25 protein-coding genes are annotated in these 23,748 nt (G+C 69.2%); 12 read left to right on the top strand and 13 right to left on the bottom strand.

The genetic code is table 11. From position 1 onward, the window contains the following. Window positions 1-95: 95 nt before the first annotated feature. Window positions 96-749: a hypothetical protein gene (locus QNJ12_RS09855; RefSeq protein WP_300622322.1), complete on the bottom strand. Its 654-nt coding sequence runs from the start codon at window positions 747-749 to the stop codon at window positions 96-98. Window positions 750-775: 26 nt separating this feature from the next. Between QNJ12_RS09855 and QNJ12_RS09850 the strand changes: the two genes are divergently transcribed. The 7 genes from QNJ12_RS09850 to QNJ12_RS09820 all read left to right on the top strand — a co-directional run bounded on the left by QNJ12_RS09850 (window position 776) and on the right by QNJ12_RS09820 (window position 6,410). Further along, window positions 776-1,360, top strand: coding sequence for a hypothetical protein (locus tag QNJ12_RS09850; RefSeq protein WP_300622319.1), 585 nt, complete (start codon window positions 776-778; stop codon window positions 1,358-1,360). A gap of 62 nt (window positions 1,361-1,422) precedes the next feature. Then, the gene (locus QNJ12_RS09845) at window positions 1,423-2,655 is read left to right on the top strand and encodes a PhnD/SsuA/transferrin family substrate-binding protein (protein WP_300622316.1); all 1,233 of its coding nucleotides are present in this window, start codon (window positions 1,423-1,425) and stop codon (window positions 2,653-2,655) included. 174 nt (window positions 2,656-2,829) lie between these two features. Beyond that, window positions 2,830-3,606, top strand: coding sequence for a phosphonate ABC transporter ATP-binding protein (gene phnC, locus QNJ12_RS09840; protein ID WP_300622313.1), 777 nt, complete (start codon window positions 2,830-2,832; stop codon window positions 3,604-3,606). After that, the gene (phnE, locus tag QNJ12_RS09835; RefSeq protein ID WP_300622310.1) at window positions 3,603-4,406 is read left to right on the top strand and encodes a phosphonate ABC transporter, permease protein PhnE; all 804 of its coding nucleotides are present in this window, start codon (window positions 3,603-3,605) and stop codon (window positions 4,404-4,406) included. Before phnC ends, phnE (QNJ12_RS09835) begins: the two co-directional genes overlap by 4 nt. Further along, window positions 4,406-5,320, top strand: a complete 915-nt coding sequence (phnE, locus tag QNJ12_RS09830) for a phosphonate ABC transporter, permease protein PhnE (protein ID WP_300622307.1) — start codon at window positions 4,406-4,408, stop codon at window positions 5,318-5,320. The genes phnE (QNJ12_RS09835) and phnE (QNJ12_RS09830) overlap by 1 nt, the downstream gene beginning before the upstream one ends. 40 nt (window positions 5,321-5,360) lie before the next feature. Further along, window positions 5,361-5,771 carry a hypothetical protein gene (locus tag QNJ12_RS09825; protein WP_300622304.1) on the top strand — a complete coding sequence of 137 codons (411 nt, stop codon included), beginning with the start codon at window positions 5,361-5,363 and terminating at the stop codon, window positions 5,769-5,771. 54 nt (window positions 5,772-5,825) lie between these two features. Continuing rightward, window positions 5,826-6,410: a hypothetical protein gene (locus QNJ12_RS09820; protein WP_300622301.1), complete on the top strand. Its 585-nt coding sequence runs from the start codon at window positions 5,826-5,828 to the stop codon at window positions 6,408-6,410. Here QNJ12_RS09820 and cofE read toward each other — a convergent pair whose 3' ends face one another. Then, on the bottom strand, window positions 6,411-7,151 hold the full coding sequence (cofE, locus tag QNJ12_RS09815; RefSeq protein ID WP_300622299.1) for a coenzyme F420-0:L-glutamate ligase: 741 nt from the start codon (window positions 7,149-7,151) through the stop codon (window positions 6,411-6,413). It abuts the gene before it with no gap. A gap of 90 nt (window positions 7,152-7,241) precedes the next feature. On the opposite strand from cofE, the gene QNJ12_RS09810 reads away from it, so the two are divergent. The 3 genes from QNJ12_RS09810 (at window position 7,242) to QNJ12_RS09800 (ending at window position 9,585) form a co-directional block, all read left to right on the top strand. Next, on the top strand, window positions 7,242-7,700 hold the full coding sequence (locus QNJ12_RS09810; RefSeq protein WP_300622296.1) for a hypothetical protein: 459 nt from the start codon (window positions 7,242-7,244) through the stop codon (window positions 7,698-7,700). A gap of 27 nt (window positions 7,701-7,727) precedes the next feature. Then, window positions 7,728-8,636, top strand: a complete 909-nt coding sequence (locus QNJ12_RS09805; RefSeq protein ID WP_300622293.1) for a 1,4-dihydroxy-2-naphthoyl-CoA synthase — start codon at window positions 7,728-7,730, stop codon at window positions 8,634-8,636. Between the two features lie 154 nt (window positions 8,637-8,790). Next, entirely contained in the window at window positions 8,791-9,585 is a 795-nt protein-coding gene (locus tag QNJ12_RS09800) for an RNA methyltransferase (RefSeq protein ID WP_300622291.1), read from the top strand. A 7-nt stretch (window positions 9,586-9,592) separates the two neighbouring features. Here the strand turns inward: QNJ12_RS09800 and QNJ12_RS09795 are convergent, their stop codons facing one another. From QNJ12_RS09795 to ftsE, 7 genes are all read right to left on the bottom strand, one after another. After that, a complete protein-coding gene (locus QNJ12_RS09795; protein WP_300622288.1) occupies window positions 9,593-10,438 on the bottom strand; it encodes an ABC transporter permease in 846 nt (281 codons plus the stop codon). Next, entirely contained in the window at window positions 10,435-11,361 is a 927-nt protein-coding gene (locus QNJ12_RS09790; protein ID WP_300622286.1) for an ABC transporter ATP-binding protein, read from the bottom strand. The genes QNJ12_RS09795 and QNJ12_RS09790 overlap by 4 nt, the downstream gene beginning before the upstream one ends. 2 nt (window positions 11,362-11,363) lie before the next feature. Further along, on the bottom strand, window positions 11,364-11,798 hold the full coding sequence (locus QNJ12_RS09785; protein ID WP_300622283.1) for a globin: 435 nt from the start codon (window positions 11,796-11,798) through the stop codon (window positions 11,364-11,366). Window positions 11,799-11,830: 32 nt separating this feature from the next. Beyond that, complete coding sequence (locus QNJ12_RS09780; protein WP_300622281.1) at window positions 11,831-12,025, bottom strand: hypothetical protein; 195 nt, start codon at window positions 12,023-12,025, stop codon at window positions 11,831-11,833. 248 nt (window positions 12,026-12,273) lie between these two features. Continuing rightward, window positions 12,274-13,137 carry a crotonase/enoyl-CoA hydratase family protein gene (locus QNJ12_RS09775; RefSeq protein ID WP_300622278.1) on the bottom strand — a complete coding sequence of 288 codons (864 nt, stop codon included), beginning with the start codon at window positions 13,135-13,137 and terminating at the stop codon, window positions 12,274-12,276. Between the two features lie 226 nt (window positions 13,138-13,363). Further along, window positions 13,364-14,269: an FtsX-like permease family protein gene (locus tag QNJ12_RS09770; protein WP_300622275.1), complete on the bottom strand. Its 906-nt coding sequence runs from the start codon at window positions 14,267-14,269 to the stop codon at window positions 13,364-13,366. Window positions 14,270-14,290: 21 nt separating this feature from the next. Then, the gene (gene ftsE, locus QNJ12_RS09765; RefSeq protein ID WP_300622273.1) at window positions 14,291-14,968 is read right to left on the bottom strand and encodes a cell division ATP-binding protein FtsE; all 678 of its coding nucleotides are present in this window, start codon (window positions 14,966-14,968) and stop codon (window positions 14,291-14,293) included. A gap of 154 nt (window positions 14,969-15,122) precedes the next feature. Here ftsE and QNJ12_RS09760 point away from each other — a divergent pair, with 154 nt between their 5' ends. Continuing rightward, the gene (locus tag QNJ12_RS09760; RefSeq protein ID WP_300622270.1) at window positions 15,123-16,676 is read left to right on the top strand and encodes a M23 family metallopeptidase; all 1,554 of its coding nucleotides are present in this window, start codon (window positions 15,123-15,125) and stop codon (window positions 16,674-16,676) included. A 68-nt stretch (window positions 16,677-16,744) separates the two neighbouring features. Here the strand turns inward: QNJ12_RS09760 and prfB are convergent, their stop codons facing one another. The 4 genes from prfB to QNJ12_RS09740 all read right to left on the bottom strand — a co-directional run bounded on the left by prfB (window position 16,745) and on the right by QNJ12_RS09740 (window position 22,858). Continuing rightward, complete coding sequence (gene prfB / locus QNJ12_RS09755) at window positions 16,745-17,854, bottom strand: peptide chain release factor 2 (RefSeq protein WP_300622267.1); 1,110 nt, start codon at window positions 17,852-17,854, stop codon at window positions 16,745-16,747. A gap of 170 nt (window positions 17,855-18,024) precedes the next feature. After that, window positions 18,025-20,832: a preprotein translocase subunit SecA gene (gene secA, locus QNJ12_RS09750; RefSeq protein ID WP_300622264.1), complete on the bottom strand. Its 2,808-nt coding sequence runs from the start codon at window positions 20,830-20,832 to the stop codon at window positions 18,025-18,027. Window positions 20,833-21,170: 338 nt separating this feature from the next. After that, a complete protein-coding gene (locus QNJ12_RS09745) occupies window positions 21,171-21,842 on the bottom strand; it encodes a ComF family protein (protein WP_300622261.1) in 672 nt (223 codons plus the stop codon). 53 nt (window positions 21,843-21,895) lie between these two features. Beyond that, window positions 21,896-22,858, bottom strand: a complete 963-nt coding sequence (locus QNJ12_RS09740; RefSeq protein WP_300622258.1) for an LPXTG cell wall anchor domain-containing protein — start codon at window positions 22,856-22,858, stop codon at window positions 21,896-21,898. 247 nt (window positions 22,859-23,105) lie between these two features. Here QNJ12_RS09740 and QNJ12_RS09735 point away from each other — a divergent pair. Further along, a partial coding sequence (locus QNJ12_RS09735) for an aminotransferase class IV (RefSeq protein ID WP_300622255.1) occupies window positions 23,106-23,748 on the top strand: 643 nt, incomplete at its 3' end.

Raw genomic sequence — 23,748 nt, 5'->3', positions numbered from 1 at the left:
TAGCAGAACGGCTTCGCGCCCTCGGAGCCGGTGTTCTACGGCACTATTCATGGTACGAGCGCACCAGGAAAGAGCACAGGCCGGATCGGGCGCAGTCAGCCTCGACGGCGTTCGATGCGGTCGGCGCCCGCGTCGATGCCGGGGAGCTGCGCCTCGTACCGCCCGAGGCGAGCGGCTGCGAGCTCGGTGACGATCTCCTCGACGTCGGGCCACGACGACGCACGAAGGCCACCGATCGACCGGTTGTACGGCTGCTCGAACGCGATCACGGTGTTGCCCGCCGCCCGCAGCTCCTCGATGTTGTGCGGCGCGTCGTCGACGTAGGCGTCGGCCTCGACCTGCGGCTTGGCACCGAGGAAGCACAGGTCGCGGTACGGGATCTTGTTGGTGTCCAACCACGCCGCGGTGTCGCCGACGGCCTTCTCGTGACCCCAGTGAACGTAGAGGCGGTGCGTGATGATCCGGATCCAGATCCCGGCATCGGAGAGACGCCAGAGCGCGTCGGCGGCACCCTCGATCACCGGCATCGTGCGGAACAGATCGTGCTCCATGACGGCGATGCGGTGGTAACGCGAGTACTCGTTCGGCGCGAAGCCCCACTCGTGGAAGTCCCATGAGCGGTCGAGCGGCAACGACTCGGGGTCGATGCCGCGCAACTCGGCCATGATCTCGCGGAACCGGACGGTGTGGTTGCCGACGACGCCGTCGAGGTCGACGCCGAGGATGAACGTGTCGGAAGCGGTGGCCACGGGTCCAGCCTGCCAGAGTTGGACCCATGAGCCCACGTGACCGGCTGCGTCTCGGCATCGACCTCGACGGTGTCGTCGCGGACTTCAACGCCGGCTGGATCGAGCGCTACAACGCACACTTCGGCGCGTCGCTGCTGCCCGAGCACGTCGACATCTGGGATGCGCCCACGATGCTCACCCACTTCACGAACATGCGCGAGTTCTGGTCGTGGGCGCGCACCGCGGGTGGTGGCGCGTCGATCTTCCGCATCCTGCAGCCCTACCAGGGCGCCGTCGAGGCCCTCGAGCGGCTCGACCGCCGCCACCACATCGTGATCGTCACCACCAAGCCCCGGTTCGCCGTGCACGACACGTTCGAGTGGCTCGCCGAACACCGGATCCCGACCCGCGAGGTGCACATCGTGGACGACAAGACCACGGTCGATTGCGACGTGTACCTCGACGACGCCGACCACAACATCGAGGCGCTGGTGGCGGCGCGCCCCGACGCGCTCGTGTGCCGGTACGTCCGCCCGTGGGCACGCTCGCACGCCGGTGCGGTCGATGTCGCGGGTTGGTCGGACTTCGAGGCGCAGCTCGATCACTATCACCTCGCTGTTACCGCCGAGTAGTCTCGGGTCGAGCCGCACGTCATGCGTGCGGCAGCACGTGAACACACCAAATGGGAGGATCCATGCGATCACGACGATTCGCCGGCGCACTCATCGCGCTCAGTCTGGTAGCCGCTGCGTGCGGTGACGACGACGACGGCGACGCCACCGAGGACACCGAGGCCCCGGCGGAGGACGAGACCGAGACCACCGAGGCGCCGGCCGAGGACGAGACCGAGGACACCGAGGCCCCGGCGGAGGACGAGACCGAGACCACCGAGGCGCCGGCCGAGGACGAGACCGAGACGACCGAGGCTCCCGACACCGGCGTGCCCGAGGGCTGGCCCGAGTCGATCGTGTTCGGATTCGTGCCGTCGCAGGAGCAGGAGGACCTCCAAGACGACATCCAGCCGTTCATCGAGGTGCTCGAAGCGGGCCTCGGCATCGACGTCGAGGGCGTCGTGACCACCGACTACACCGGCCTCGTCACCGCGATGGGCTCCGGGCAGGCGCAGCTCGGCGCGTTCGGGCCGTTCGGCTACGTGCTGGGCAAGGACAACTTCGGCAACATCGAGGCACTCATCCAGTCGATCCGATTCGGCTCGGCCACGTATCACGGCCAGTGGTACACCAACGACCCGAGCATCTGCACCGAGCCGCCCGTGGCCGCCACGGCGCTCGAGAACCAGGACGGCGAGATCGTGCAGGTCGCAGCCACCGACGCCGTTGCGCTGCAGGTCGGCGTGTTCTTCGGCGACGCCGGGCCCGAGCTGGGCGAGACGACCGACGACGGCGCCGAGATCAGCCCCGGCTCGTCGTGCATCGGCAGCCTCGACAGCGTCGTCGGCAAGACGGTCGCCTTCACGACCGAGACGTCGACGTCGGGCTACCTGTTCCCGGCGCTCGAGCTGACCGAGATGGGCATCGACCCCGATGCCGACATCACCCCGGTCTTCGCCGGTGGCCACGACGCGGCGATCACCGCCGTGTACAACGGCGACGCCGACATCGGCCTGTCGTTCGACGACGCCCGTCGGACGATCCGCGGCGAGCAGCCCGACGTCGGCGAGAAGCTGATCGTGTTCAGCATCACCGACGAGATCCCGAACGACGTCGTCGCCGTCAGCTCCGACCTCCCGCAGGACCTCAAGGACGCGATCTACGACACCGTGTCGAGCTTCCTCGAGACCGAGGAGGGTGAGGCGATCTTCGACGAGATCTACGGCTGGACCGACGTCCGTCGCGCCGAGGAGAGCGACTTCGACATCGTGCGCACCGCTGCGAACACGCTCGGCATCACCGAACCGATCGACTGATCCGTCCCTCGTGGGCGACGCCGACCGGTCAGGCCGGATCGGCGTCGCCCACCGGGCTCGTGTCCCCGCTGCACCGCGGCTCTGCTCCGCTTCGACACTCGCCCATCGACCAGTGCAGCATCTCGCCATGTCTCGAGGACCCCACTCCGCACCGCGACCGAACGGAGGCGATCGATGATCGTCTTCGACGACGTGTCGGTCACCTACCGGGGAGGGGTGCAAGCACTCAAGAACGTGAGCCTGACCATCGACGACGGCGAGTTGGTCGTCGTCGTCGGGCTCTCTGGCGCCGGCAAGTCGACCCTGCTGCGAGCGCTGAACGGGCTGGTGCCGGCGACATCGGGCTCGATCACGGTCGACGGCACCGAGGTCGTCGGCGCCTCACCCAAGACGATGCGCGAGATCCGCTCGGGCATCGGCATGATCTTCCAGACCTTCAACCTCGTGCATCGCACCACGGTGATGAACAACGTGTTGATGGGCCGGCTGGCGAAGGTGCCCGCCTGGCGCTCGACGCTCGGCATCTGGGGCGGCGAGGACCGTGAAGCCGCGTTCCAGGCGCTCGAGCGGGTCGGCATCGTCGACAAGGCGTACGTGCGCGCCTCCAACCTGTCGGGCGGCCAGCAGCAGCGCGTCGGCATCGCCAGGGCGCTCGCCCAGGAGCCGTCGATCATGCTGGCCGACGAGCCGGTCGCCGCGCTCGACCCGGTCACCACACACCAGGTGATGGGCGACCTGCAGCGGATCAACCGCGAGCTCGGCATCACGACCCTGATCAACCTCCACTTCCTCGACCTCGCCCGCCACTACGGCCGGCGGTTGGTCGGACTGCGAGGCGGCGAGTTGGTGTTCGACGGCGACATCGCCGAAGTCGACGACGACACCTTCCGCGACATCTACGGCCGGGCGATCACGCCCGACGACCTCCTCAACGAGTCCGCCGACGCGTGAGCGAGATCACCGCCAACCAGGTCGCGAGGCCCCGCAAGCCGCGGCCGCATGCCACGTCCTACGTGATCACAGCCGGGCTCATCGCCTTCACGATCTTCTCGGCGCAGGAGATCGGCTTCAAGTGGAGCTCCTTCGTCGACATGTGGACGAACCCGCTCTGGGACCGGTTCTGGCCGATCCCGTGGGACTGGGTGCTCGACCGAGACAACGTCCTGAGCCCACTCGTCGAGACCTTCCAGATCGCAATCCTCTCGACGATCATCGGCTGCGGCCTGGCGTTGCCCGTGGGGTTCGCGATGTCCAAGCTGACCAGTCCCAACGCGCCGGTGTTCTGGTTCAGCCGGACGGTGATGAGCGTCGTGCGTGCGATCCCCGACCTGCTGTGGGGCAAGCTGCTCGTGACGGCGATCGGCATCGGGGCGTTCGCCGGCGCGTGGGCGCTGACGATCTTCTCGCTGGCCGTGATGGTCAAGCTCTTCAGCGAGACGGTCGACGCCGCCGACCCGCGGCCGCTCGAAGCGGCGAGGGCGGCCGGCGGCCGACACACCGCCGCCGTTCGGTCCGGCGTGCTGCCCGACGTCTTCCCCGCATACGTCGCGTACGCGCTCTACGTGTTCGAGCTCAACATCCGGGCATCTCTCGTGCTCGGCCTCGTGGGCGCAGGCGGCATCGGCCGCGTCGTCGAGACCCAGCGATCGACGTTCAACTTCGACCGGCTCCTGGGGATCCTCGTCATCATGTTCGTCATCGTGTTCACGATCGAGCAGGTGAGCGTCGCGATCCGGAAGCGGCTCGTCTGATGGCCACCGTCACCGAACCCGACATCATCCCCGACGAAGACGGGGCGAACGTCCGCCCGGAGCGCCCCGTCGCGGCCAGGAACTGGCGGTGGGGCATCACCGTGCTGCTCATCGTCGGCGCCGTCTGGTCGTTCTCCGGTCTCGATGCCAGCCTCGGCGACGTCGTCCGGGCCCCCGGCAAGGGCTGGGACATCGTCAGGCAGATGTGGCCCCCCGACTTCCGCACGGTCTACGACCGCGGTGCGGTCGGCAAGATCTTCGAGTCGCTCTACGTCGCATGGATCGGGACGATCATCGGGGCGCTGCTCTCGTTCCCGCTGTCGTTCCTCGCCGCCACGAACGTCGCACCGATCGCGGTCCGCGTACCCATCCGGCAGCTGTTCAACGCGATCCGGGCCGTCCCCGAGCTGATCGTCGCCATGTTGCTCCTGACCGTCACGGGGCTCGGCCCGTGGGCCGGTGCGCTGGCGATCGGGCTGCACTCGATCGGCACGCTCGGCAAGCTCTCGACCGAGGTCATCGAGACCTCCGACGAGGGTCCGCTCGAGGCCATCTCGGCAGCGGGCGGCCAGTGGGTGTCGAAGATGCGGTGGGGCATGATCCCGCAGGTACTGCCGACGGTCATCGGCTACTGGCTGTTCCGGTTCGAGATCAACGTGCGGGCGTCGGCCGTGCTCGGCCTGATCGGTGCCGGCGGCATCGGCGGCGAGCTGGTCTCGCAGCTCAACTTCCGCAACTTCCCCGAGACCGGCGCCGTGCTCATCATGGTCATCGCGATGGTGTTGATCATCGACACGATCTCGGGTTTCGCTCGTCGCCGGATCATCGCCGGCAGCGGCCGACCCAGCGAGGACGACGAGAGCGCCAACCTCGAGCTGCTGCGCGACCTCGGCGGTTCGTCGGTGCCGCGCTGATCGCGGAACCGCCGCTCGAGGCGCGACGACCCTGATCACCATGCACCTGATCGCCGCACGCCGGCGCCGAGTCCTGGCCGCGTGCGCCGCCCTCCTCGCCGCCGCATGTGGCGGGAACACGACCTCCGAACCGACGCGCTCGTACGAGTTGCCGCTCCGGGTCGACGACAGCACCGACGAGTACATGTACATCGCGGAGGACGTGATCGACCTCCGTGCCGGCGACGAGGTGACGTTCGTGATGCGCAACACCGGCACCCTCGACCACGACCTGCGCGTGCTCGACGAGGACGGGCGCACCGTCGCAGCGGCGGACGCCGTGCAGCCCGGCGACGAACTGGACCTGACCGTCTTCTTCGAGGAGCCCGGCTTCTACCGGCTGCACTGCTCGGTCGACGACCATCTGACGGTGCACGGGATGCAGGCCATCGTTCAAGTCGCGGACGTCTGACGCCGATCCCAGATCAACCCTGCTCGATCATCGAACTGCGAACATGGCGGTCTCATGGGCCTCGACATCATCATCCCCGTCGTCATCCTTGCGGTCATCATGCCGCTCGCGTTCCTGTGGGCCCGCAGCAACCTGAAGGACGCCGGCACCTCGCCCATCGAACCCGTCGAGGCGCCCGGGGGCCGGCTCACGAGCAACGCCCTGCGCGACGTGCCGTCGCCGCCGTGGCGGGTCGTCTACGAGATCGGCGACGACAAGCTGGGCGACATCGAGCACGTGCTGATCGGGCCCGGCGGGATCTTCGCGCTACAGACCTCGATGGACGTGCTCCCGGGCGCACCCGACCCCGACCCGGATGCCCGTGCCATCGCCGAGCCGGCGATCGCGCGCGGCGGCCTCGACGATGCGCTGGCGCGGTGCGCGATGACCAGCGATCGGCTCGTCCGGATCCACTGGGGCGTGCCGGTCGAGGGTGGCCCGAACGCGCTGGACGTCCTCCCCGGCTTGACCGCCGTCGCCGGGCGGTCCATCACGGACTGGGTGGCCGGGCTGCCGCAGGACAACCTGACGGACGCCCAGGTCGATCTCGCCTGGCAGACCGTCGTCACGGCCATCGGCCGGCCCGACCCGCTCGCCTGATCAGCGGAACAGGTCGCGCGACGTGTCGCGGAGCACCGGCGCCATCGTCGACTCGTCGTCGCGGGTCCACTCGTAGCCGCGCACGACTGCGACCGGCACCCGGCTGGTGTTGCCCTTGACGAGCTCGCCCGCCGCCGCCAGCTCGTCGGCGATGCACAGCTCTTGCACCCGGTACTCGTGACCGTGCGGATCGCGCTCGCCGATGTAGCTGAACAGCGGGTTGATGCCGGCCACGCCGATCGCCACGTCGGTCTGGCCCTCGCGCCACGGTCGGCCGAACGTGTCGGTGATCACGACCGCGACGTCGACGCCGAGCTGGCCGAATCGCTGCCGTGTGCGGACCGCCGAGGCGTCGGGGTCCTCCGGCAGGACCAGCACCCGTTCGTGCGCACCGCTCGACGACTGGTCGACGCCGGCGTTGGCACAGACGAAGCCGTGGTGGGTCTCGGTGATGAGCACCGGGCCGATCTGGCGGACGATCCTCGCCGACTGGCAGAGCACGACCTCGACGAGGCGCGGATCCTTGTCCCAGCGGCTCGCCCAGTCGACGGCGAACCGGGACGGCTCGATGTCGACCAGGTCGATCGCGCAGCCCTCGGCCTTCGACACGATCTTGGACGTGATCAGGACGACGTCGCCGTCGACGAGCTCCGCCCGATCGGCGACCATCGACGCGATGTCGTCGTCGACCACGATCTCGGGCAAGCCCTCGACCGGCATGATCGTCACCGCGTTCGGCACGGCGGCACGGTAGCGCCACCCGATCGACTCCGCACGGCCCGGCCCGCTCGTGACCGAGCGGCCCTCGGCGCCGGCGGTACGCTCGCACCCGTGCACGACCTCGCGACCTGGCCACTCCGCCGCTGGCTCGTCGCGTTCGCGGCCGGCGTCCTCGTCGCCGTAGCAGTGGGCGTCCCCACCGACGTGATCCCCAACCCCGTGTTCGGGCGTCCGATCGACGTCACCTGGTGGTCGTACCCGGTGCTCGTCGCGACCGCAGTGCTCGGCGGCCTGCTGATCGCCACGTACGTTCGGAGCGAACCCGGTGGCGATGCGGTCGACGAGCTCGACCGACCGGGTCGCACCGGTGGCGCCGGCGGTCTCCTCTCGTTCTTCGCAGTGGGGTGCCCGACCTGCAACAAGCTGGTGGTCGTCGCGCTCGGCTCGACCGGCGCGCTCGACTGGTTCGCCCCGGCTCAGCCCCTCCTCGCCGCCGCATCGCTGCTCTTGCTCGCCTGGGCGCTGCGGGCCCGGTTGCGCAGCGCCACCGTGTGCGCGGTTGCCGCCTGATCGCGACGCGCGGGCCAACATGGGGTGATGAGCAGCGACGTCTCCGAGATCTTCGACCCGTCGGCCTGGACCGAGGTCGCTGGTTTCGACTTCACCGACATCACCTACCACCGGGCCAACGACGTCGCCGCGGTCCGGATCGCGTTCGACCGGCCCGAGATCCGCAATGCGTTCCGGCCCCACACCGTCGACGAGCTCTACAGCGCCCTCGACCACGCCAGAAGGTCGCCCGACGTCGGCTGCGTGCTGCTCACCGGCAACGGACCCTCCCCTCGCGACGGTGGCTGGGCGTTCTGCTCGGGCGGCGACCAGCGCATTCGCGGCAGGGACGGCTACAGGTACGCGGAGGGTGAGACCGCCGAGACGATCGACGCCGCGCGGGCCGGGCGGCTGCACATCCTCGAGTGCCAGCGGCTGATCCGCTTCATGCCGAAGGTCGTGATCTGCGTGGTGCCGGGATGGGCGGCCGGTGGCGGGCACAGCCTGCACGTGGTGTGCGACCTGACGTTGGCGAGCGCGGAGCACGCCCGCTTCAAGCAGACCGACGCCGACGTCGCCAGCTTCGACGGCGGCTTCGGTTCGGCCTACCTCGCCCGCTTCGTCGGCCAGAAGTTCGCCCGTGAGATCTTCTTCCTCGGCCGCGAGTACACGGCGCAGCAGATGCACGAGATGGGCGCCGTGAACGCCGTGGTCCCGCACGCCGAGCTCGAGGCGACGGCGCTCGAGTGGGCCGCCGAGATCTGCGCCAAGAGCCCGACCGCGCAGCGGATGCTCAAGTACGCCTTCAACCTCGTCGACGACGGCCTCGTCGGCCAGCAGCTCTTCGCCGGCGAGTCGACCAGGCTGGCGTACGGCACCGACGAGGCCGCCGAGGGACGCGACTCGTTCCTCGAGAAGCGACCGCCCGACTGGTCGCCGTTCCCGTACTACTACTGATGGCGCGTTCGTCGCTCGCTTCGCTCGCTCCTCGCGCCGCGTGCGGCGGGGCTCCCTGGCGGTCGCTGACCGCCGCCGACCGGCACGACGCCGCAGAACAGCACATCGACACCAACTCCGATCGGACGGTGTTGGTGCGAGATACCGGTCGAGCATGAGCGGGTTCATCTCGATCGAGCGGGTGGGCGACCCGCGGTTGGCCGAGTTCCGGCTCAACGAGCGGGGACTCGCGAGCCGCACCGACCGGCGCGACGACGCCGGCGCCGGGCTGTTCCTCGCCGAGGGCGACCTGGTGGTCGAACGGGCGCTCGAGGCGGGTTGTCTGCCCTACCGTGCGCTCGCCGACGCCGACCGGCCCACCGCAGTCGCGCAGCGGCTCCGCGACGCCGGCGTCGACGTGTTCGTCGGCGGCGACGAGGTACGCCGGCTCGTGACCGGCCTGGGGATGCCACACCCGATCGTGGCACTGTTCCATCGACCTCGACGCCCGTCAGCCGCTGCGCTGGTCGCCGACGTCGAACGCCTCGTGGTGATCGAGGGCGTCGACAATCCTGCGAACGTCGGCTCGGTCGTGCGCAACGCGGCAGCGCTCGGGTGGGACGGGCTCCTCCTCGACCACACCAGCGCCGACCCGCTGGCCCGGCGTGCACTGCGGGTGGCCATGGGGACCGCGTTCAGCCTCCCCCACGCCCGCACGGCCTCCCTGTCGAGCGTCCTCGCCGACGCCCGCGGACTGACGTTGCTGGCGCTCACGCCCGGTGAGCACGCCGAGGACATCCGCGACGTGCGCGTCGACGGGCGGCGCGCGGTGCTGATCGGCTCGGAACGGGCGGGGCTGAGCGCCGAGCTGCTCGACCTGGCACGTCCGGTCCGGATCCCCATGGCGGGCGGTGTCGACTCGCTGAACGCGGCAGCTGCTGCGGCGGTCGCGTGCTACGCACTCGCCTGAGCGACGGTCACCCGGTTTCGGACATCGCTGCCTGGCGCGCGGCCCGCCGACCGCGCGTCGACTGCCCGCCGGGCGTCGGCTCCCACGTGAAGTTCTTGATGGCGATCACGAGGCCGACGAGGCCCCAGAGCGCGATGTAGCCGAGCTTCGTCCATTGGAACGCGGGGGCGTCGATGAACGGGTTGAAGGCATCCTGGAAGCTCACGACGAACGGCTTCAGCGGGAAGATGTCGCCGACCGTCGTGATCCACTCGGGCGCGTCGTCGGTGACGATGAAGACGTTCGACACGAAGGCCAGCGGCAGGATGGTCGCATTGGCGACGGCGGCCGCCGAGCTCGCCGACGGCACGAGCGCTGCGACCGCCATGCCCCAGGCAGCGAACGTGGCGACGCCGATGACGAACGTGACCGCGGCGGCGGGCATCTTGGCCGCGTCGACCTCGAGGTCGTACGCGACCACGCCGATGCCGAGCATCAGCAGCGTGCCGGCGAACGCCAGCACGATCGCCGACCCGATGAACCCGGCGATGTAGGCACTCGTGGGCAACGGCGTGCCGCGCCAACGCTTCAGCACACCCTCCTCGCGCCGGATCGGTACCTGGTTCGACAGGTTGGTGTAGGTCGCCGAGACCGCGGTGAACACGGCGAGACCACCGGTGTAGAACTGGCGGGCCGGCCACTGCCCGCCGCCCTCGATGTCGACCTCTGCGTCGCCGAACAGCGAGTTGAACAGCAGCAGCATGATCAGCGGCAGCATGATCGTGAAGAACAGAGCGACCGGCGTCCGCCAGAACGTGAGGAGCTGGTAGCGGACCTGGCCGAGCACGAGGCGCCACGTCGAGGGCCAGCTCATGCCGCACCATCCCGGGCAGTGCTCGGCTCGACCTCGTCGCGGGCGAGCCCCAGGAAGACGTCCTCGAGGGACGGGCGGGTGACCGACAGGCCGTGCAGCTCGACACCGCGATCGATCGCCCAGTTGGTCACGGCGTGGACGTCAGCGGTCGGCGTCGACGTGGCGAACTCGACGGCGGAGCCGTTGACGATCGCATCCGGCGGGAGCAACTCGCGCAGGCCGGAGAGGTCATCGCCGGCAGAGAACGAGACCACGGTGTCTGCGATCCTTCCGATCAGTTCGGCCGGCGTGCCCTCGGCCACCAGGCGACCATCGGTGAGGACGCCGACCCGGTCGGCCAGCCGTTCTGCCTCGTCGAGGTAGTGCGTGGTCAGCAACACCGTCGTGCCGAGCGAGCAGAGGCCCTGGATCATGTCCCACGACTTGCGCCGCGCGGCCGGGTCGAACCCGGTGGTCGGCTCGTCGAGGAAGACGAGCTCGGGGTAGCCGACGATGCCGAGCGCAAGATCGAGCCGTCGCTTCTGGCCACCCGACAGCGTGCCGATCCGTGCACCGGCCTTGTCCTCCAGTCCGACGAGGTCGAGCAACTCGTCGGTCGGCCGCCGGCGGCGGTACGCCGAGCCGTAGAGGCCGATCGCTTCGACGACGGTGAGCTCGGTCTCGACACCCGAGGTCTGCAGCACGATGCCGATCCGATCGCGCAACTCGCGCCCCCCTGCGGCCGGATCGACGCCGAGCACCGTCACCGCCCCGGCGCTGCGTTCGCGATGCCCCTCGAGGATCTCGACGGTGGTCGACTTCCCGGCGCCGTTGTGCCCGAGCAGCCCGTACACCTCACCCTCGTGGATCTCGAACGACACGCCGTCGACAGCAGCGAGCTCGCCGTACCGTTTCACCAGGTCCCGTACCTCGACGACTGCCATCGTCAGTCCTTCCCGTAGCCGGCGCTCGTGATCGGCAGCCCGGTGTCGTTGCGCAAGTGCTCGGCAGCCGGGACGAAGTAGGCCATCAGTTCGCCGGCGATCGCCTCGCCGTCGTCGACCTCGGCGCACGTCAGCTCGACTGCCGCGGCCATGTGCGTGAGCCAACGGTCGCGCTCGAGGGGGCCGACGTGGAACGGGAAGTGGCGCATCCGGAGCCGAGGGTGCCCACGCTCTTCCATGTACGTGTGCGGCCCACCCCAGTACTGCGCGAGGAACAAGGTCAGCCGGTGCTTGGCGGGCTCGAAGTCGGGGAAATCCGGGTAGAGCGGGCCGAGGACGTCATCGCCGGCCACGCCGTCGTAGAACGCCGCCACCAGCCGTTCGAAGAACGGCATGCCACCGGCACGCGAAAACAGGCTGAGCGCCGTGACGGACACGGCGCTCAGCCTAGGGGGAAGGGAAGGGCTGCTCAGGCAGTGGGGACGAACTTGCGGTACTCGACGAGCTCGTCGTGCTTGACGACGAACGGCGTCGAACCGTCACAGGCGTCGAGGATGACGGCCTGATCGGCGGCGAGGAGCACGAGCGCCGTGACGACGTCGTCGCCGCGGACGATCTCGATCACATCGCCGGTTTCGATCTTCTCGTTCAACAGGGTGGTCATGGTGGTGCTCCGTCTCACGGCGCCTTGCCGTCTCTTCACGATTGCTATCGGTAACAACCGCGCAGAGCTTGAGACATTCCTGAACGCCGGTGTGTCGCATGCCACACCCCGGCCGGTCGATGCCGGCACCACCAACTCGCGGTGGGCGAGCTTCGAAGCGGCGGCGCCGGAGGCGCCGTTGTGGAGACGGCGAGCACGGCAGGCGGCGCCGATCCGGGTCGGCCGGTCGGTGCCGCCCCGTTGATACGTCACTCGAACTCGGGTTCGACCCAGTTCGGGAAGACGTCGGGGAGATCGGCGCTGACGAGATCGGTGAAGACCGCGACGCGCTTGTCGAGGAAGCTCTCGACGCCTTCTCGCGTGTCGGCGCTCCGGCCCCGGCTCGCGATGGCCCGGCTGTCGGCCCGGTGCGCGGCCATCGGGTGGTCGGCACCGAGCATGCGCCACATCATCTGGCGGGTCAACGCCACCGAGACCGGCGCGGCGTGCGCAGCGATGTCGGTGGCGATCTCCCGAGCCGCGGGCAGCAGGTCGGTCGGTTCGTGAACGCTTCTCACCAGCCCGCCGTCGAGTGCTTCGTGGGCGTCGAAGACGTCCCCGCGGAAGGCCCACTCCAGCGCCTGGCTGATCCCGACCACGCGCGGGAGGAACCAGCTCGAGGCCGCTTCGGGAACGATGCCACGGCGGGCGAACACGAACCCGAACCGAGCAGCCGTGCTCGCAAGCCTGATGTCCATCGGCAACGTCATCGTCACGCCGACACCGACGGCGGCACCGTTGACCGCGCCGATGACCGGCTTCTTCGAGTCGAAGATCCGCAGCGCCAGCATGCCGCCGCCGTCGCGAGGGACGCCGGCCTCGGTGTCGAAACCGCTGCCGCCGCGGGCGAACGTGTCACCGCCCGCCGACAGATCGGCACCGGCGCAGAACGCCCTCCCGTCGCCCGTCACGATCACGGCCCTGACCTCGTCGTCGGCGTCGGCCAGGTCGAACGCCTCGATCATCTCGCGCATCATCGTGCCCGTGAACGCGTTCATCTTGTCGGGGCGATGCATCGTGATCGTGGCGATGTGATCGGACACCTCGTACAACACCTGCGAGAACTCAGCCATGAGCCGAACGTACCCCCGCCTCGAGGCGCCCGCCCAAACTGCACTCGCAACACGGTGCACGGCCCACGCCAGCCGCAGACCCGCCCAACGGACCATGCCACCACGGACGCATCCTTTGCCCCTGAGCCGGAGCCGATCGTCGTCGTGGCGAGGCGCGACGAGCCCGAGCTGAGTTTGCTCAGCGAGCGGCGAGACGGAACGCAGCCACGGCGACGATCGGCCCGGCTCAGACGTCCAAGAAGCGGGAGGCGGCGATACCCGAGCCGATCATCCCGACCAGCGCGCCGAACGCGAGGATCACGAGTGCGACGGTCCACTGGTACCCGTCGACCACGACGAGCGCCGTCATGCCCGATTCGTCGGGGAAGTCCTTCACACCCTCGGACCATCGCCAGTTGATGAACAGCATCGCGCCGACCGCAGCGGTGCCGCCCAGCAACCCCTGGATCAGCCCTTCGAGCATGAACGGGATCCGGATGAACCAGTCGGTGGCGCCGACCAGCTTCATCACCTCGATCTCGCGTCGGCGGGCGAACATCGCGGTGCGGATCGTGTTCCAGATCAGCAGCCCGGAGGCCAGCATCAGGGCGATCCACAGCGCGGTCGTGTACGTGCTGACGAAGCTCTGGAGCCGGCTGATCAGATCGAGCTGGTCCTCGGCCAACGTCACGGTGAGCACGCTCGGGAACGTCTGGTACTCCTGCTTGAGTCCCCGCAGGAACGCCACCTCTGTCGAGTCGGTGGGCACGACCTTGTACAGGGTCGGGATGTTGGACTCGTCGAGCAGCTCGCGGGTCGTCGGGTCGCCGGCGAGCACGATGTCGGCGTCGGCCAGCGAGCACTCCACGTCGCAGTACTCGAACCGTTCGATCGTCGTGCCGATCTGCTCGGTGAGCTGGTCCTCGATGAACTGCAGCCCGTCGGGCTGCGTGCCGGGGCTGACGAAGACGATCATCTCGACACCGCCCTCCCAACGCTCGAGCAGGTTGTCGAAGCCGTGCTGGATCAGCAGCGTGAGGCCGAAGATCAGGAGCGAGACGGCCGAGGTGATGATGGCGGCGACCGTGAGCGTGACGTTGCGCTGGAACCCGGCGAACGTCTCTCGAAGCGTGTAGGCGAGGCGCGAGAACATCAGCGTGCGACCATCAGAGCGTCACTCGTACACGCCGCGGGCCTGGTCGCGGACGATGACGCCGCGATCGAGCTGGATGACGCGCTTGCGCATGGTGTTGACGATGCGCTGGTCGTGGGTGGCCATCACCACGGTGGTGCCGGTCTTGTTGATCCGGTCGAGCAGCCGCATGATGCCCTCGCCGGTGCCGGGGTCGAGGTTGCCGGTCGGCTCGTCGGCGATCAGGATCAGCGGACGGTTGACGAACGCACGTGCGATCGACACGCGCTGCTGCTCGCCGCCCGAGAGCTGATGCGGGAAGCGGTCCTCCTTGCCGGCCAGGCCGACGAGGTCGAGGACCGCCGGCACCTGCTGACGGATGACGTGCTTCGGCTTGCCGATGACCTCCTGCGCGAACGCGACGTTCTCGAAGACCGTCTTGTTGGACAGCAGCTTGTAGTCCTGGAAGATGTTGCCGATGTTGCGGCGCAGATGGGGGACCCGCGACGGCGGCATGTCGATGATGTTGCGGCCGGCGACCCAGACGGCGCCCCGCTCGGGGCGCTCCTGACGGTTGAGCAGGCGCAGCATCGTGCTCTTGCCCGACCCCGACGGGCCGACGAGGAAGACGAACTCGCCCTTGGCCACGTCGAAGCTGGCGTCGCGCAACGCGACGACCTCCGCGGAGTAGCTCTTGGTGACGTTCTCGAGACGGATCATGAGGGGAACCTGGCCGCACTCCCGACGGAGGGCCGACCCGAGCGTATCGTCACGCGACCGTCATCGAACGGCACCCTTGGACCACGCGCGGAAGCGCGAGATCGCGGCCGGAACGGGCTCTGGACAGGTGTCACACACCACTGGAGGTCCCATCATGTTCCATCGACGTCATCTCGCCATCGCCACGGCAGCCGCTGCGGCGCTCGTGCCATCGCTCGGCCACGTGCGCGCCGACTCGCCACAGCCGCCTCCCGGCGACATCACGACCGGCAAGCGGCCGGATCCGCCGGATCGAGGCGTGATCGCGGTCGGTGAAACGCCGACCATCGAGGTCATCCACGTCGAGTCCGACACGAGCTTTGCGGATCTGACCACACAGGGCACCGTGTTGCTCGCGGAGACGCTCGCCGACGACGCGTTCGAGCCGCCCGGGTGGTGGTTGCGCCTCGACGTGCGGGTTCGCAACACCGGCGACGAGCCGGTCACCGTGACGGCGCTCGGCATCACGACCGACGTGAGCGCACTGAACGTCTCGGGTGTGCCGGCGCAGCTCGTCGAGCCGGATGAGACCTACACGTTCAACGTGCACGACGTGACCGGCGACGGGACACCGCCGTCAATGTTCACCGTCAACGTCTACGCGCCCGCCTCCGCGCCGTATCCCGCGCAGGCGAGCTACGACCTGCAGGTCGGCGACAATCCGACGGCGACGGGCGGCTATCGCTTCCCCGCTCGGGCCGAGTACCTGCCATCCGGCGCGTTCTGGTCGCCGTTCGGCTTCCACAGCCACAGCCGGTCGCAGCGCTACGCCTACGACCTCGACGTGGTTCGTTGGGACGAGGATCTGGGACGTTGGACCCGCCTCACGGAGGAGGGCTGGCAGCACGAGGATCCCGGCAGCCTCGACGAGCACTTCCTGATCTTCGGGCAGCCGGTGTTCTCGATGGCCGATGGCGTCATCGTGAAGTGCCGTCGATCGCTCCCCGATCAGGACCCGCCCAAGGGCGACGAGACCGCGTCGAACGTGCTCGGCATCGTGCACGACAACGGTGACTACGCCGCCTACGGGCACCTCCAGGAGCTCTCCATCCCGGCCGAGCTCTGCCCGGTCGAGACGCCCGGTAGCGGCGCCGTCGCTGACCACGTGCCGGTCGAGGTCGAAGAAGGCCAGTTCCTCGGCTACGCCGGCAGCAGCGGCGCCCACGAACCGCACCTGCACATCCACGTCCAGGACGGCGGCCACGACGTGCCGAGCCACCGGGTCCGCGGGCTGCCGCTCAACTTCCACGATGTTTATGCACGCACGGCCGACGGCTACGACCCGACGATCGATCCCGCCGGCGACGCCGCCGGCTGGGAGTGGGTCTCATGGCTCGAGGCGGCCGCGCTCGACGAGCAGACCCTCGTGCACCCGAACAGCTGCGGCTGGGAGACGACGCCCGAGCCTGTCGACGACATCGTGTTCGGCTCGCCGCCGCCACCGTCGAGCGCACCCGAGCCGGCGAGGTGCGACGCCGTGCCCGATCCGCTCGCCGAGGATCCGGTGGTCGTCGCGCCGGTCATCGGCGGTGGGTACACCTACGAGCCGCCATCGCAACCGATCGAACCCATCCAGCCCGGCTCGGTCCAGGCATCGCCGTCAGCGTCGACACCGTCGTCGACGGTCGACAGCGAGTGGCGCTACGTGCCGGTCCGACGCTACGGCTGACCCACCGACCGGACCCGCCCCGCCGCCCGCAGACCGTGTGGGCGGCGGACGGGTCCGAGGTCGGATCGTCAAGCGTCCGCGGCCGCTTCGGCTCGGCGCCAGCGGAGGAAGCCCTCCATGAACTGGTCGAGCTCGCCGCTCAGCACGCCGTCGACGTTGGCGGTCTCGATCTCGGTGCGGAGGTCCTTCACCATCTGGTACGGCTGCATCACATAGGAACGGATCTGGCTGCCCCACCCCACCTGGGCCTGCTTGCCGCCGATCGCGTCGAGCTCGGCCTGGTGCTCCTCCTCGATCTTGGCCGCGATCAGCGACTTCAGCCGGGTCATCGCCCGCTCACGGTTCTGCAGCTGGCTGCGCTCCTCCTGAGAGCTGGCGACCATGCCGGTCGGTTCGTGGATCAACCGCACGGCCGACGACGTCTTGTTGACGTGCTGACCACCGGCGCCCGACGCCCGGAAGACCTCCATCCGGATGTCGGCCTCGTTGACGTCGACGTCCGGCGCGTCGAGCTCGGGCCACACCTGCACGGCGGCGAAGCTCGTCTGGCGGCGGCCCTGGTTGTCGAAGGGGCTGATGCGCACGAGCCGGTGCGTGCCCCGCTCGCCGGTCATCAGCCCGTAGGCGTACCGGCCCTTCAGCGTGAACTCGCACGAGTTGATGCCCGCCTCGACGCCCTCGGACGCGTAGTTCAACGTGATGTCGAAGCCCCGGTTCTCCGCCCAGCGCGCGTACATCCGCAACAGCATCTCGGCGAAGTCCTGGGCGTCGACGCCGCCGTCCTTCGCGTTGATCTGGACGATGCACGGCGCGTCGTCGTGCTCACCCGTGAACAGGCTGCGCAGCTCGAGCTGGTCGAGCGCGTGGGAGATCGACGCGACCTGCTCGGCGATGTCGGCTTCTTGCGACTCGTCGCCCTCTTCGCGCGCCAGCTCGTGGAGCACCTCGGCGTCGTCGAACTGGCCCGACAGCCCGTCGTAGTGATCGAGGTCGTCCTTCACGTTCGCGTACTCGGTGTTGACCCGCTTGGCGAGCTCGGCGTCGTCCCAGAGGTCGGGCCGTTGCATCTCGGCCTCGAGCTCGACGACGCGGTCGCGACCCTCGTCGATCCTCAGGTAGCCGGCAGCCTCGTCGAGGCGGCGGCGCAGCTCGCGCAGGTCATCGGTGAAATCGCGCACGGCAATCCCCTACTGACCGACGGGCACCACGGTTCGCCCGAGACCGGTCGTGCGTGCGGGCGAGCGCCGAAGCGGGCCGAGCCCGGAGGGCTCGCAGCGCCGGCGCAGCGGAGGCGGCGAGCTCGGCAGGCGGAGCCGAACCGGCTCGGCCGGTCGGCGCGGCCCGGACATCACGCAGCGCCGTGGCACTGCTTGAACTTCTTCCCCGACCCGCACGGGCACGGCGCGTTGCGGGGGGTCTTGTCGAAGGCGTCCTTGTGCACCGTCTTCGGCTTGGCGGTGGCGGCGGGCTGAGGCGCGGCAGCGGGTGCGGCCGCCGCGACGTCGCCGTCGGCGACGGCCTGCCGGGCGGCCCCCTGGAAGCCGCTGGCGACCGGCTCGTCGTCGCTCGACGAGGTCTGCATGTTGAAGACCTGCGGCGCGAGCTGCGGCTTCTCTTCCTCTTGCTCCTTGACCTGGACGTGCATCACGTAGCGCACGAAGTCCTGCGCGATGCCCTTCATCATCCCGCCGAACATCTCGAAGCCTTCGCGCTGCCACTCGGTCAGCGGGTCCTTCTGGCCCATCGCGCGGAGGTTGATGCCCTCCTTGAGGTAGTCCATCTCCTCGAGGTGCTCGCGCCAGCGCTGGTCGATGATGCGCAGCATGACCTGGCGCTCGACCTCGCGCATGACGTCCTCGCCCATCTCGGCCTCGCGGCCCTCGTAGTGGTTCATGGCCTCGGCCATGATCACGTCGTAGAGCTCGTCGCTGGTGTTGGTCTCGGCGAGCGAGTCGGCTGTGAGCGTCGTCGGCCAGAACAACGTCAGCTCCTTGGCGAGCCCGTCGACGTCCCACTCGTCCGTGGCGACCGACTGGCAGTGCGTCTCGATCAGGGCGTCGGCGGCCTCGGCGAGGTACTCCATCGCAGCCGACTTGAGATCCTCGCCCTCGAGGATCTGGTCGCGGCGCATGTAGATGACCTTGCGCTGCTCGTTCATCACCTCGTCGTACTTGAGGACGTTCTTGCGGATCTCGGCGTTCTTGGTCTCGACGGTGGTCTGCGCACGTTCGATCGCCTTCGTGACCATCTTCGCCTCGATCGCCTCGTCCTCGTCGAAGCGCCCCATCGCCCACTGGAGGGCACCGGTCGCGAACAGCCGCATCAGCTCGTCGTCGAGGCTCAGGTAGAAGCGGCTCTCGCCGGGGTCGCCCTGACGGCCGGAGCGACCACGCAGCTGGTTGTCGATCCGCCGCGAGTCGTGGCGCTCGGACCCGATGACGTACAGCCCGCCCGTCTCGAGGACCTTCTTGCCCTCGGCCGAGCACTCGCGCTCGAACACGTGCGTGAGCTCGTCGAGCCGCGCCATCGCCTTGGCGCGCTCTTCACGGAAGTCGTCGGGCATCTCCTTCAGCGGGCGCGGCAGCGCGAAGTCGTCGACGAGCAACTCGGCGGCGAAGCCCTCCTTCAACACCTCGTGACGAGCCATCAGCTCGGGATCACCGCCGAGCTTGATGTCGACGCCGCGACCCGCCATGTTGGTCGCGACCGTCACCCCGCCCAGCCGACCGGCCTGAGCGACGACCTCGGCCTCGCGTGTGTGCTGCTTGGCGTTGAGCACCTCGTGGGGGATGCCGCGCTGCTGCATCATCCTCGAGAGCAACTCGGACTTCTCGACGCTGATCGTGCCGACCAGGATCGGCTGACCCCGTCGGTGCCGGTCCTCGATGTCTTCGATGATGGCGCCGAACTTGCCGATCTCGCCCTTGTAGATCAGGTCGGCCTGGTCGGCGCGGGCGACCGGCTTGTTGGTGGGCACCGGCACGACGCCGAGCCCGTAGGTGTTCATCAGCTCGGCCGCCTCGGTCTGGGCGGTACCGGTCATGCCGGCGAGCTTGTCGTACATGCGGAAGTAGTTCTGGAGCGTGATCGTGGCGAGGGTCTGGTTCTCCTCCTTGATCTTCACGCCCTCCTTGGCCTCGACCGCCTGGTGGATGCCCTCGGACCAGCGCCGCCCGTCGAGGATGCGGCCCGTGAACTCGTCGACGATCTTCACCTCGCCGCCCTGCACGATGTAGTCCTTGTCGCGCTTGTACAGCTCCTTCGCCTTCAGCGCGACCTGGAACTGGTGCACGAGGTTGGCCGACACGTCGTCGTACAGGTTGTCGACACCGAGCGCGGACTCGACCTTCTCGATGCCGGCTTCGATCGGGACGACGACGCGCTTGTCCTCCTCGACCTCGTAGTCGACGTCGCGCTGGAGCGACCGGACGATCGAGGCGAAGCGGTAGTACAGCTTGGCGGCGTCGCCGACGCGGCCCGAGATGATGAGCGGTGTGCGGGCCTCGTCGATGAGGATCGAGTCGACCTCGTCGACGATGCAGAAGTTGTGGCCGCGCTGCACCTTGGCGTCGAGGCGAGGCGCCATGTTGTCGCGGAGGTAGTCGAAGCCGACCTCGTTGTTGGTGGCGTAGGTGATGTCGGCGTTGTAGTTGCGGCGCTTGTCGTCGGGGCGGTCCTTGAACCCCGGGATGATCAAGCCGACATCGAGACCGAGCCACTTGTGGATGCGACCCATCCACTCGGCGTCGCGGCGGGCGAGGTAGTCGTTGACGGTGACGAGGTGGACGCCCTTGCCACCGACACCGTTGAGGTAGGCGGGAAGCGTCGAGACGAGCGTCTTGCCCTCGCCGGTCTTCATCTCGGCGACCCAGCCGAAGTGCAGGGCGGCGCCGCCCATCATCTGCACGTCGTAGTGCCGCTGGCCGATGACGCGGTCGGCGGCCTCGCGCGTCACCGCGAACGCCTCGACGAGCAGGTCGTCGAGGGACGCGCCGTTGTCGAGCCGCTGCCGGAACTCGCCGGTCTTGCCCTGCAGCTCGGCGTCGGAGAGCCGACGGTATTCGTCCTCGAGCGCGTTGATGTCGGGCACGATGCCCTGGAGCGCCTTGAGTTTCTTGCCTTCTCCCGCGCGGAGGATGCGATCGAGGATGCCCATGCGGCTGCCCAGCCTACCGGGGGCGGGAGGCGCTGGTCCGCGGCCGCCGGTCGCAACGCCGCCGAGTCGTGGTCGGTTCGCCGACACGTCGCCGATTCCGACGCGCCGCAGCCGCACCGCCACCCTGCGTTCGCGCGACGACCACTGGAGCATCACCCGAGGCTCAGCGGCACGACACATACCGGCTCGGTGCGCGACATCTGGTCGTGGTGGGCTTGCCCGCCATGAGCATCAGGAATGGGATCGGGCCGCGGGGCTGCGGCGTGTCGTTCGAGGTCAGCGGCACCACACGGCTGTTCGAGATCACCACATGACGCCGAGCCATCACAGGCGGTGGATCACGCTGCCCACGGCCCCTGGACGACCGTTCGGGACGCCGTGGGCCGTGGGCGCGGGCGAGTGCTGGGCGAGCTCGCCGCGAGCGCCGGTGTCGTCGCGACCGCGGCCCGTCGCACCGCCGCGGCACCGGCCCGGCGCAGTGCAGCGCCGGCGGAGCGCAACGTCGAACCGGTGGTGACCACGTCGTCGACGACAAGCACGCGCCGCCCGGCGACGGCCGGGCTCGCCCTGAAGATCGGCCCGTGCAGCCGTGCCGCACGGTCGAGCCCGGTCTGCGCGCCGCTGCGCCCGTCGCGCTCGAGCAGCCGCCCGCAGGGCAGACCCAACTGGGCCGCGACACGACGAGCGACGAGCTCGGCCTGGTCGAACCCCCGCTCGTGCCGCCGGCGCCGGCTGGTCGGCGCCCACGTCACGACGTCGACGTCGGCAGGCCCGACCCCGGCGGCGAGCAGCCGGTTCACCACCAGGCCGGCGAGGTGGTGAGCCAGCTGGCGCCGGTTGCCGTACTTGAAGCCGAGCAGCACGTCGCGGGCACGGCCGACGAACGGCACCGCAGCGACGACGTCGCTCGTGGTCGGCAGCGCCGGCGGCGCCGCCAACGCGAACCGGCACGTGCGACACAGCACCCCGCCGGACCGGCCACACCCTGCACAACGAGACTGAAACAGCATGCCGCCCATGGTGACGGAGGGGTGTGACGGGGTTTGGACGGTCCGCCGGCTCGTCAGCCGACGACGCGGCGACGGGTCACGACCACGAGTGCGATGCCCGCCAGCACGACGAGTGCGGCGATCAGCGACTGCTCGGTCGTCGACGACCCGGTCTCGGGGAGCACCGAGACCGGCGTCCCGACGGTCGTCGGCACCGCAGCCACCTGGCTGGTCGTCGGCGCCGCGGTCGTCGCCGGCACCGTGATGGTGGTCGTCGACGTGGTCGTGGTCGATGTCGAGGTCGTCGTGGTCGGCGTCATTCCCTCGGTGAAGTCGTAGGTGACCTGATCGCATGCCAGCTGCTGCGCGTCGGGGATCCCGTACAGCTGCGGCCGCAGGTCGCCGAAGAAGCTGCCGATCGGGATCTGGACCTCGGGCACCTGGGCGAAGTCGGTGACGCACGGGAACACCGGCACGTAGTAGCTCATCCCCCCGTCGTCCACACGGGCGGTGAGCATGGGCTTCACGCGCAGGTCGACCGGGTCGGCGACGTCGAACTCGAGGCTGAAGTCGAAGTCGGTGGTTCCCGGGGGCAGCGCCGCGACGACGGCGTCCGGCAACTCGAGGATCAGGAGCTTCGTGCCCGCCTCCGACTGCACCGTCACGCCCGGCGTCACCGCGAACGACGTGGTCTCGGTGACGACCAGGGGCTCATCGCTGCCGGCGTTGTTGTACACGGCGACGACGTTGGTCGCGTCGGCGGGCACCTGGAGGACGAGCGGATCGATGAGCAACCCGAGGAACCCGCTCTCGGTGACCAGCTCGAACGAGCTGATGATCTCGATCACCCGGCCGTCCTCGTCGCGGATCGTGTAGGTGCAGCCGAAGAACTCGGGGATCGCGGTGCCGAAGTCGCAGAACCCGGCCTGGACGTTACCGCTCAGGGAGACGCCGCCGCGCTCGTCGACGAAGCCGACGATCGAACGGAAGAAGCACCCGCTCAGCACGAGCGAGCACGCCGCCGCCAGTGCCGCCATCGACGCAACTCGAGCTGCAGCCGTCCGTCGCTTCCCGCCTCGCTGAACATGATGCCGCATCAGGAACCCCCGTCAACCCGTGGTGCAAGCACCCGCCGGACACCCGCGCCGATCAGCACCGCGACGGTATCCCAGCCCCGAATGCCTACGCCACGGATATTCCGCGGCCCGTACCCGGACGCGATGCGACGTCGCCACGTACGATCGAACCGATGAACCACGCCACGAGCGTCGACACCGCGTCGCCATGAGGGTGCTCGGCGACGTCCTCGTCGACGGACGACCGACCGATCCGGCGAGTGCGACCATCTCGGTCTTCGATCTCGCACTCCTGCGAGGCTTCGGCTGCTTCGAGGCACTCCGCTCGTACGCCGGCGTTGCGTTCCGCCAGCGCGAGCACCTCGATCGGCTCGAGCGATCGGCCGCCGCGCTCGGCATCACGCTCCCCGATCGCAACGACATGGAGCGGTGGGTGTCGGACCGGGCCTCGGTCGGCGACAGCACGGTGCGCGTCGTGATGACCGGCGGCCTCGACGCAGCCGGCACCGATGCGAGCTTCATCGTGTTCGCCGAGCCGCTCCCGGAGGTGCCGGCGACCATCACGCTGCTCCCGGTCGATGCACCGTGGCACCCGGACGGCGAGGTCTCCGAGCTGACCGGTGCCAAGACGATCTCCTACGGCCCGAACATCGCCGCCCGGCGCCGAGCGATCGAGGAGGGCTACGGCGACGCGCTGCTGATCGGACGCAGCGGCACGGTGTTGGAGGGCCCGACGAACACGATCGCCTGGGTCACCGACGGCGTGTTCGAGACCCCCGAGCTCGGGCTCGGCATCCTCGCGTCGGTCACCCGCCGTGCTGTGCTCGAGGTTGCCGACGAGCTCGGGATCC

The sequence above is a fragment of the Ilumatobacter sp. genome, assembly GCF_030065885.1.
Lineage (GTDB): Bacteria > Actinomycetota > Acidimicrobiia > Acidimicrobiales > Ilumatobacteraceae > Ilumatobacter.
The sequence above is the reverse complement of the archived record's forward strand: the minus strand, read 5'-3'. Positions and strand labels throughout refer to the sequence as shown.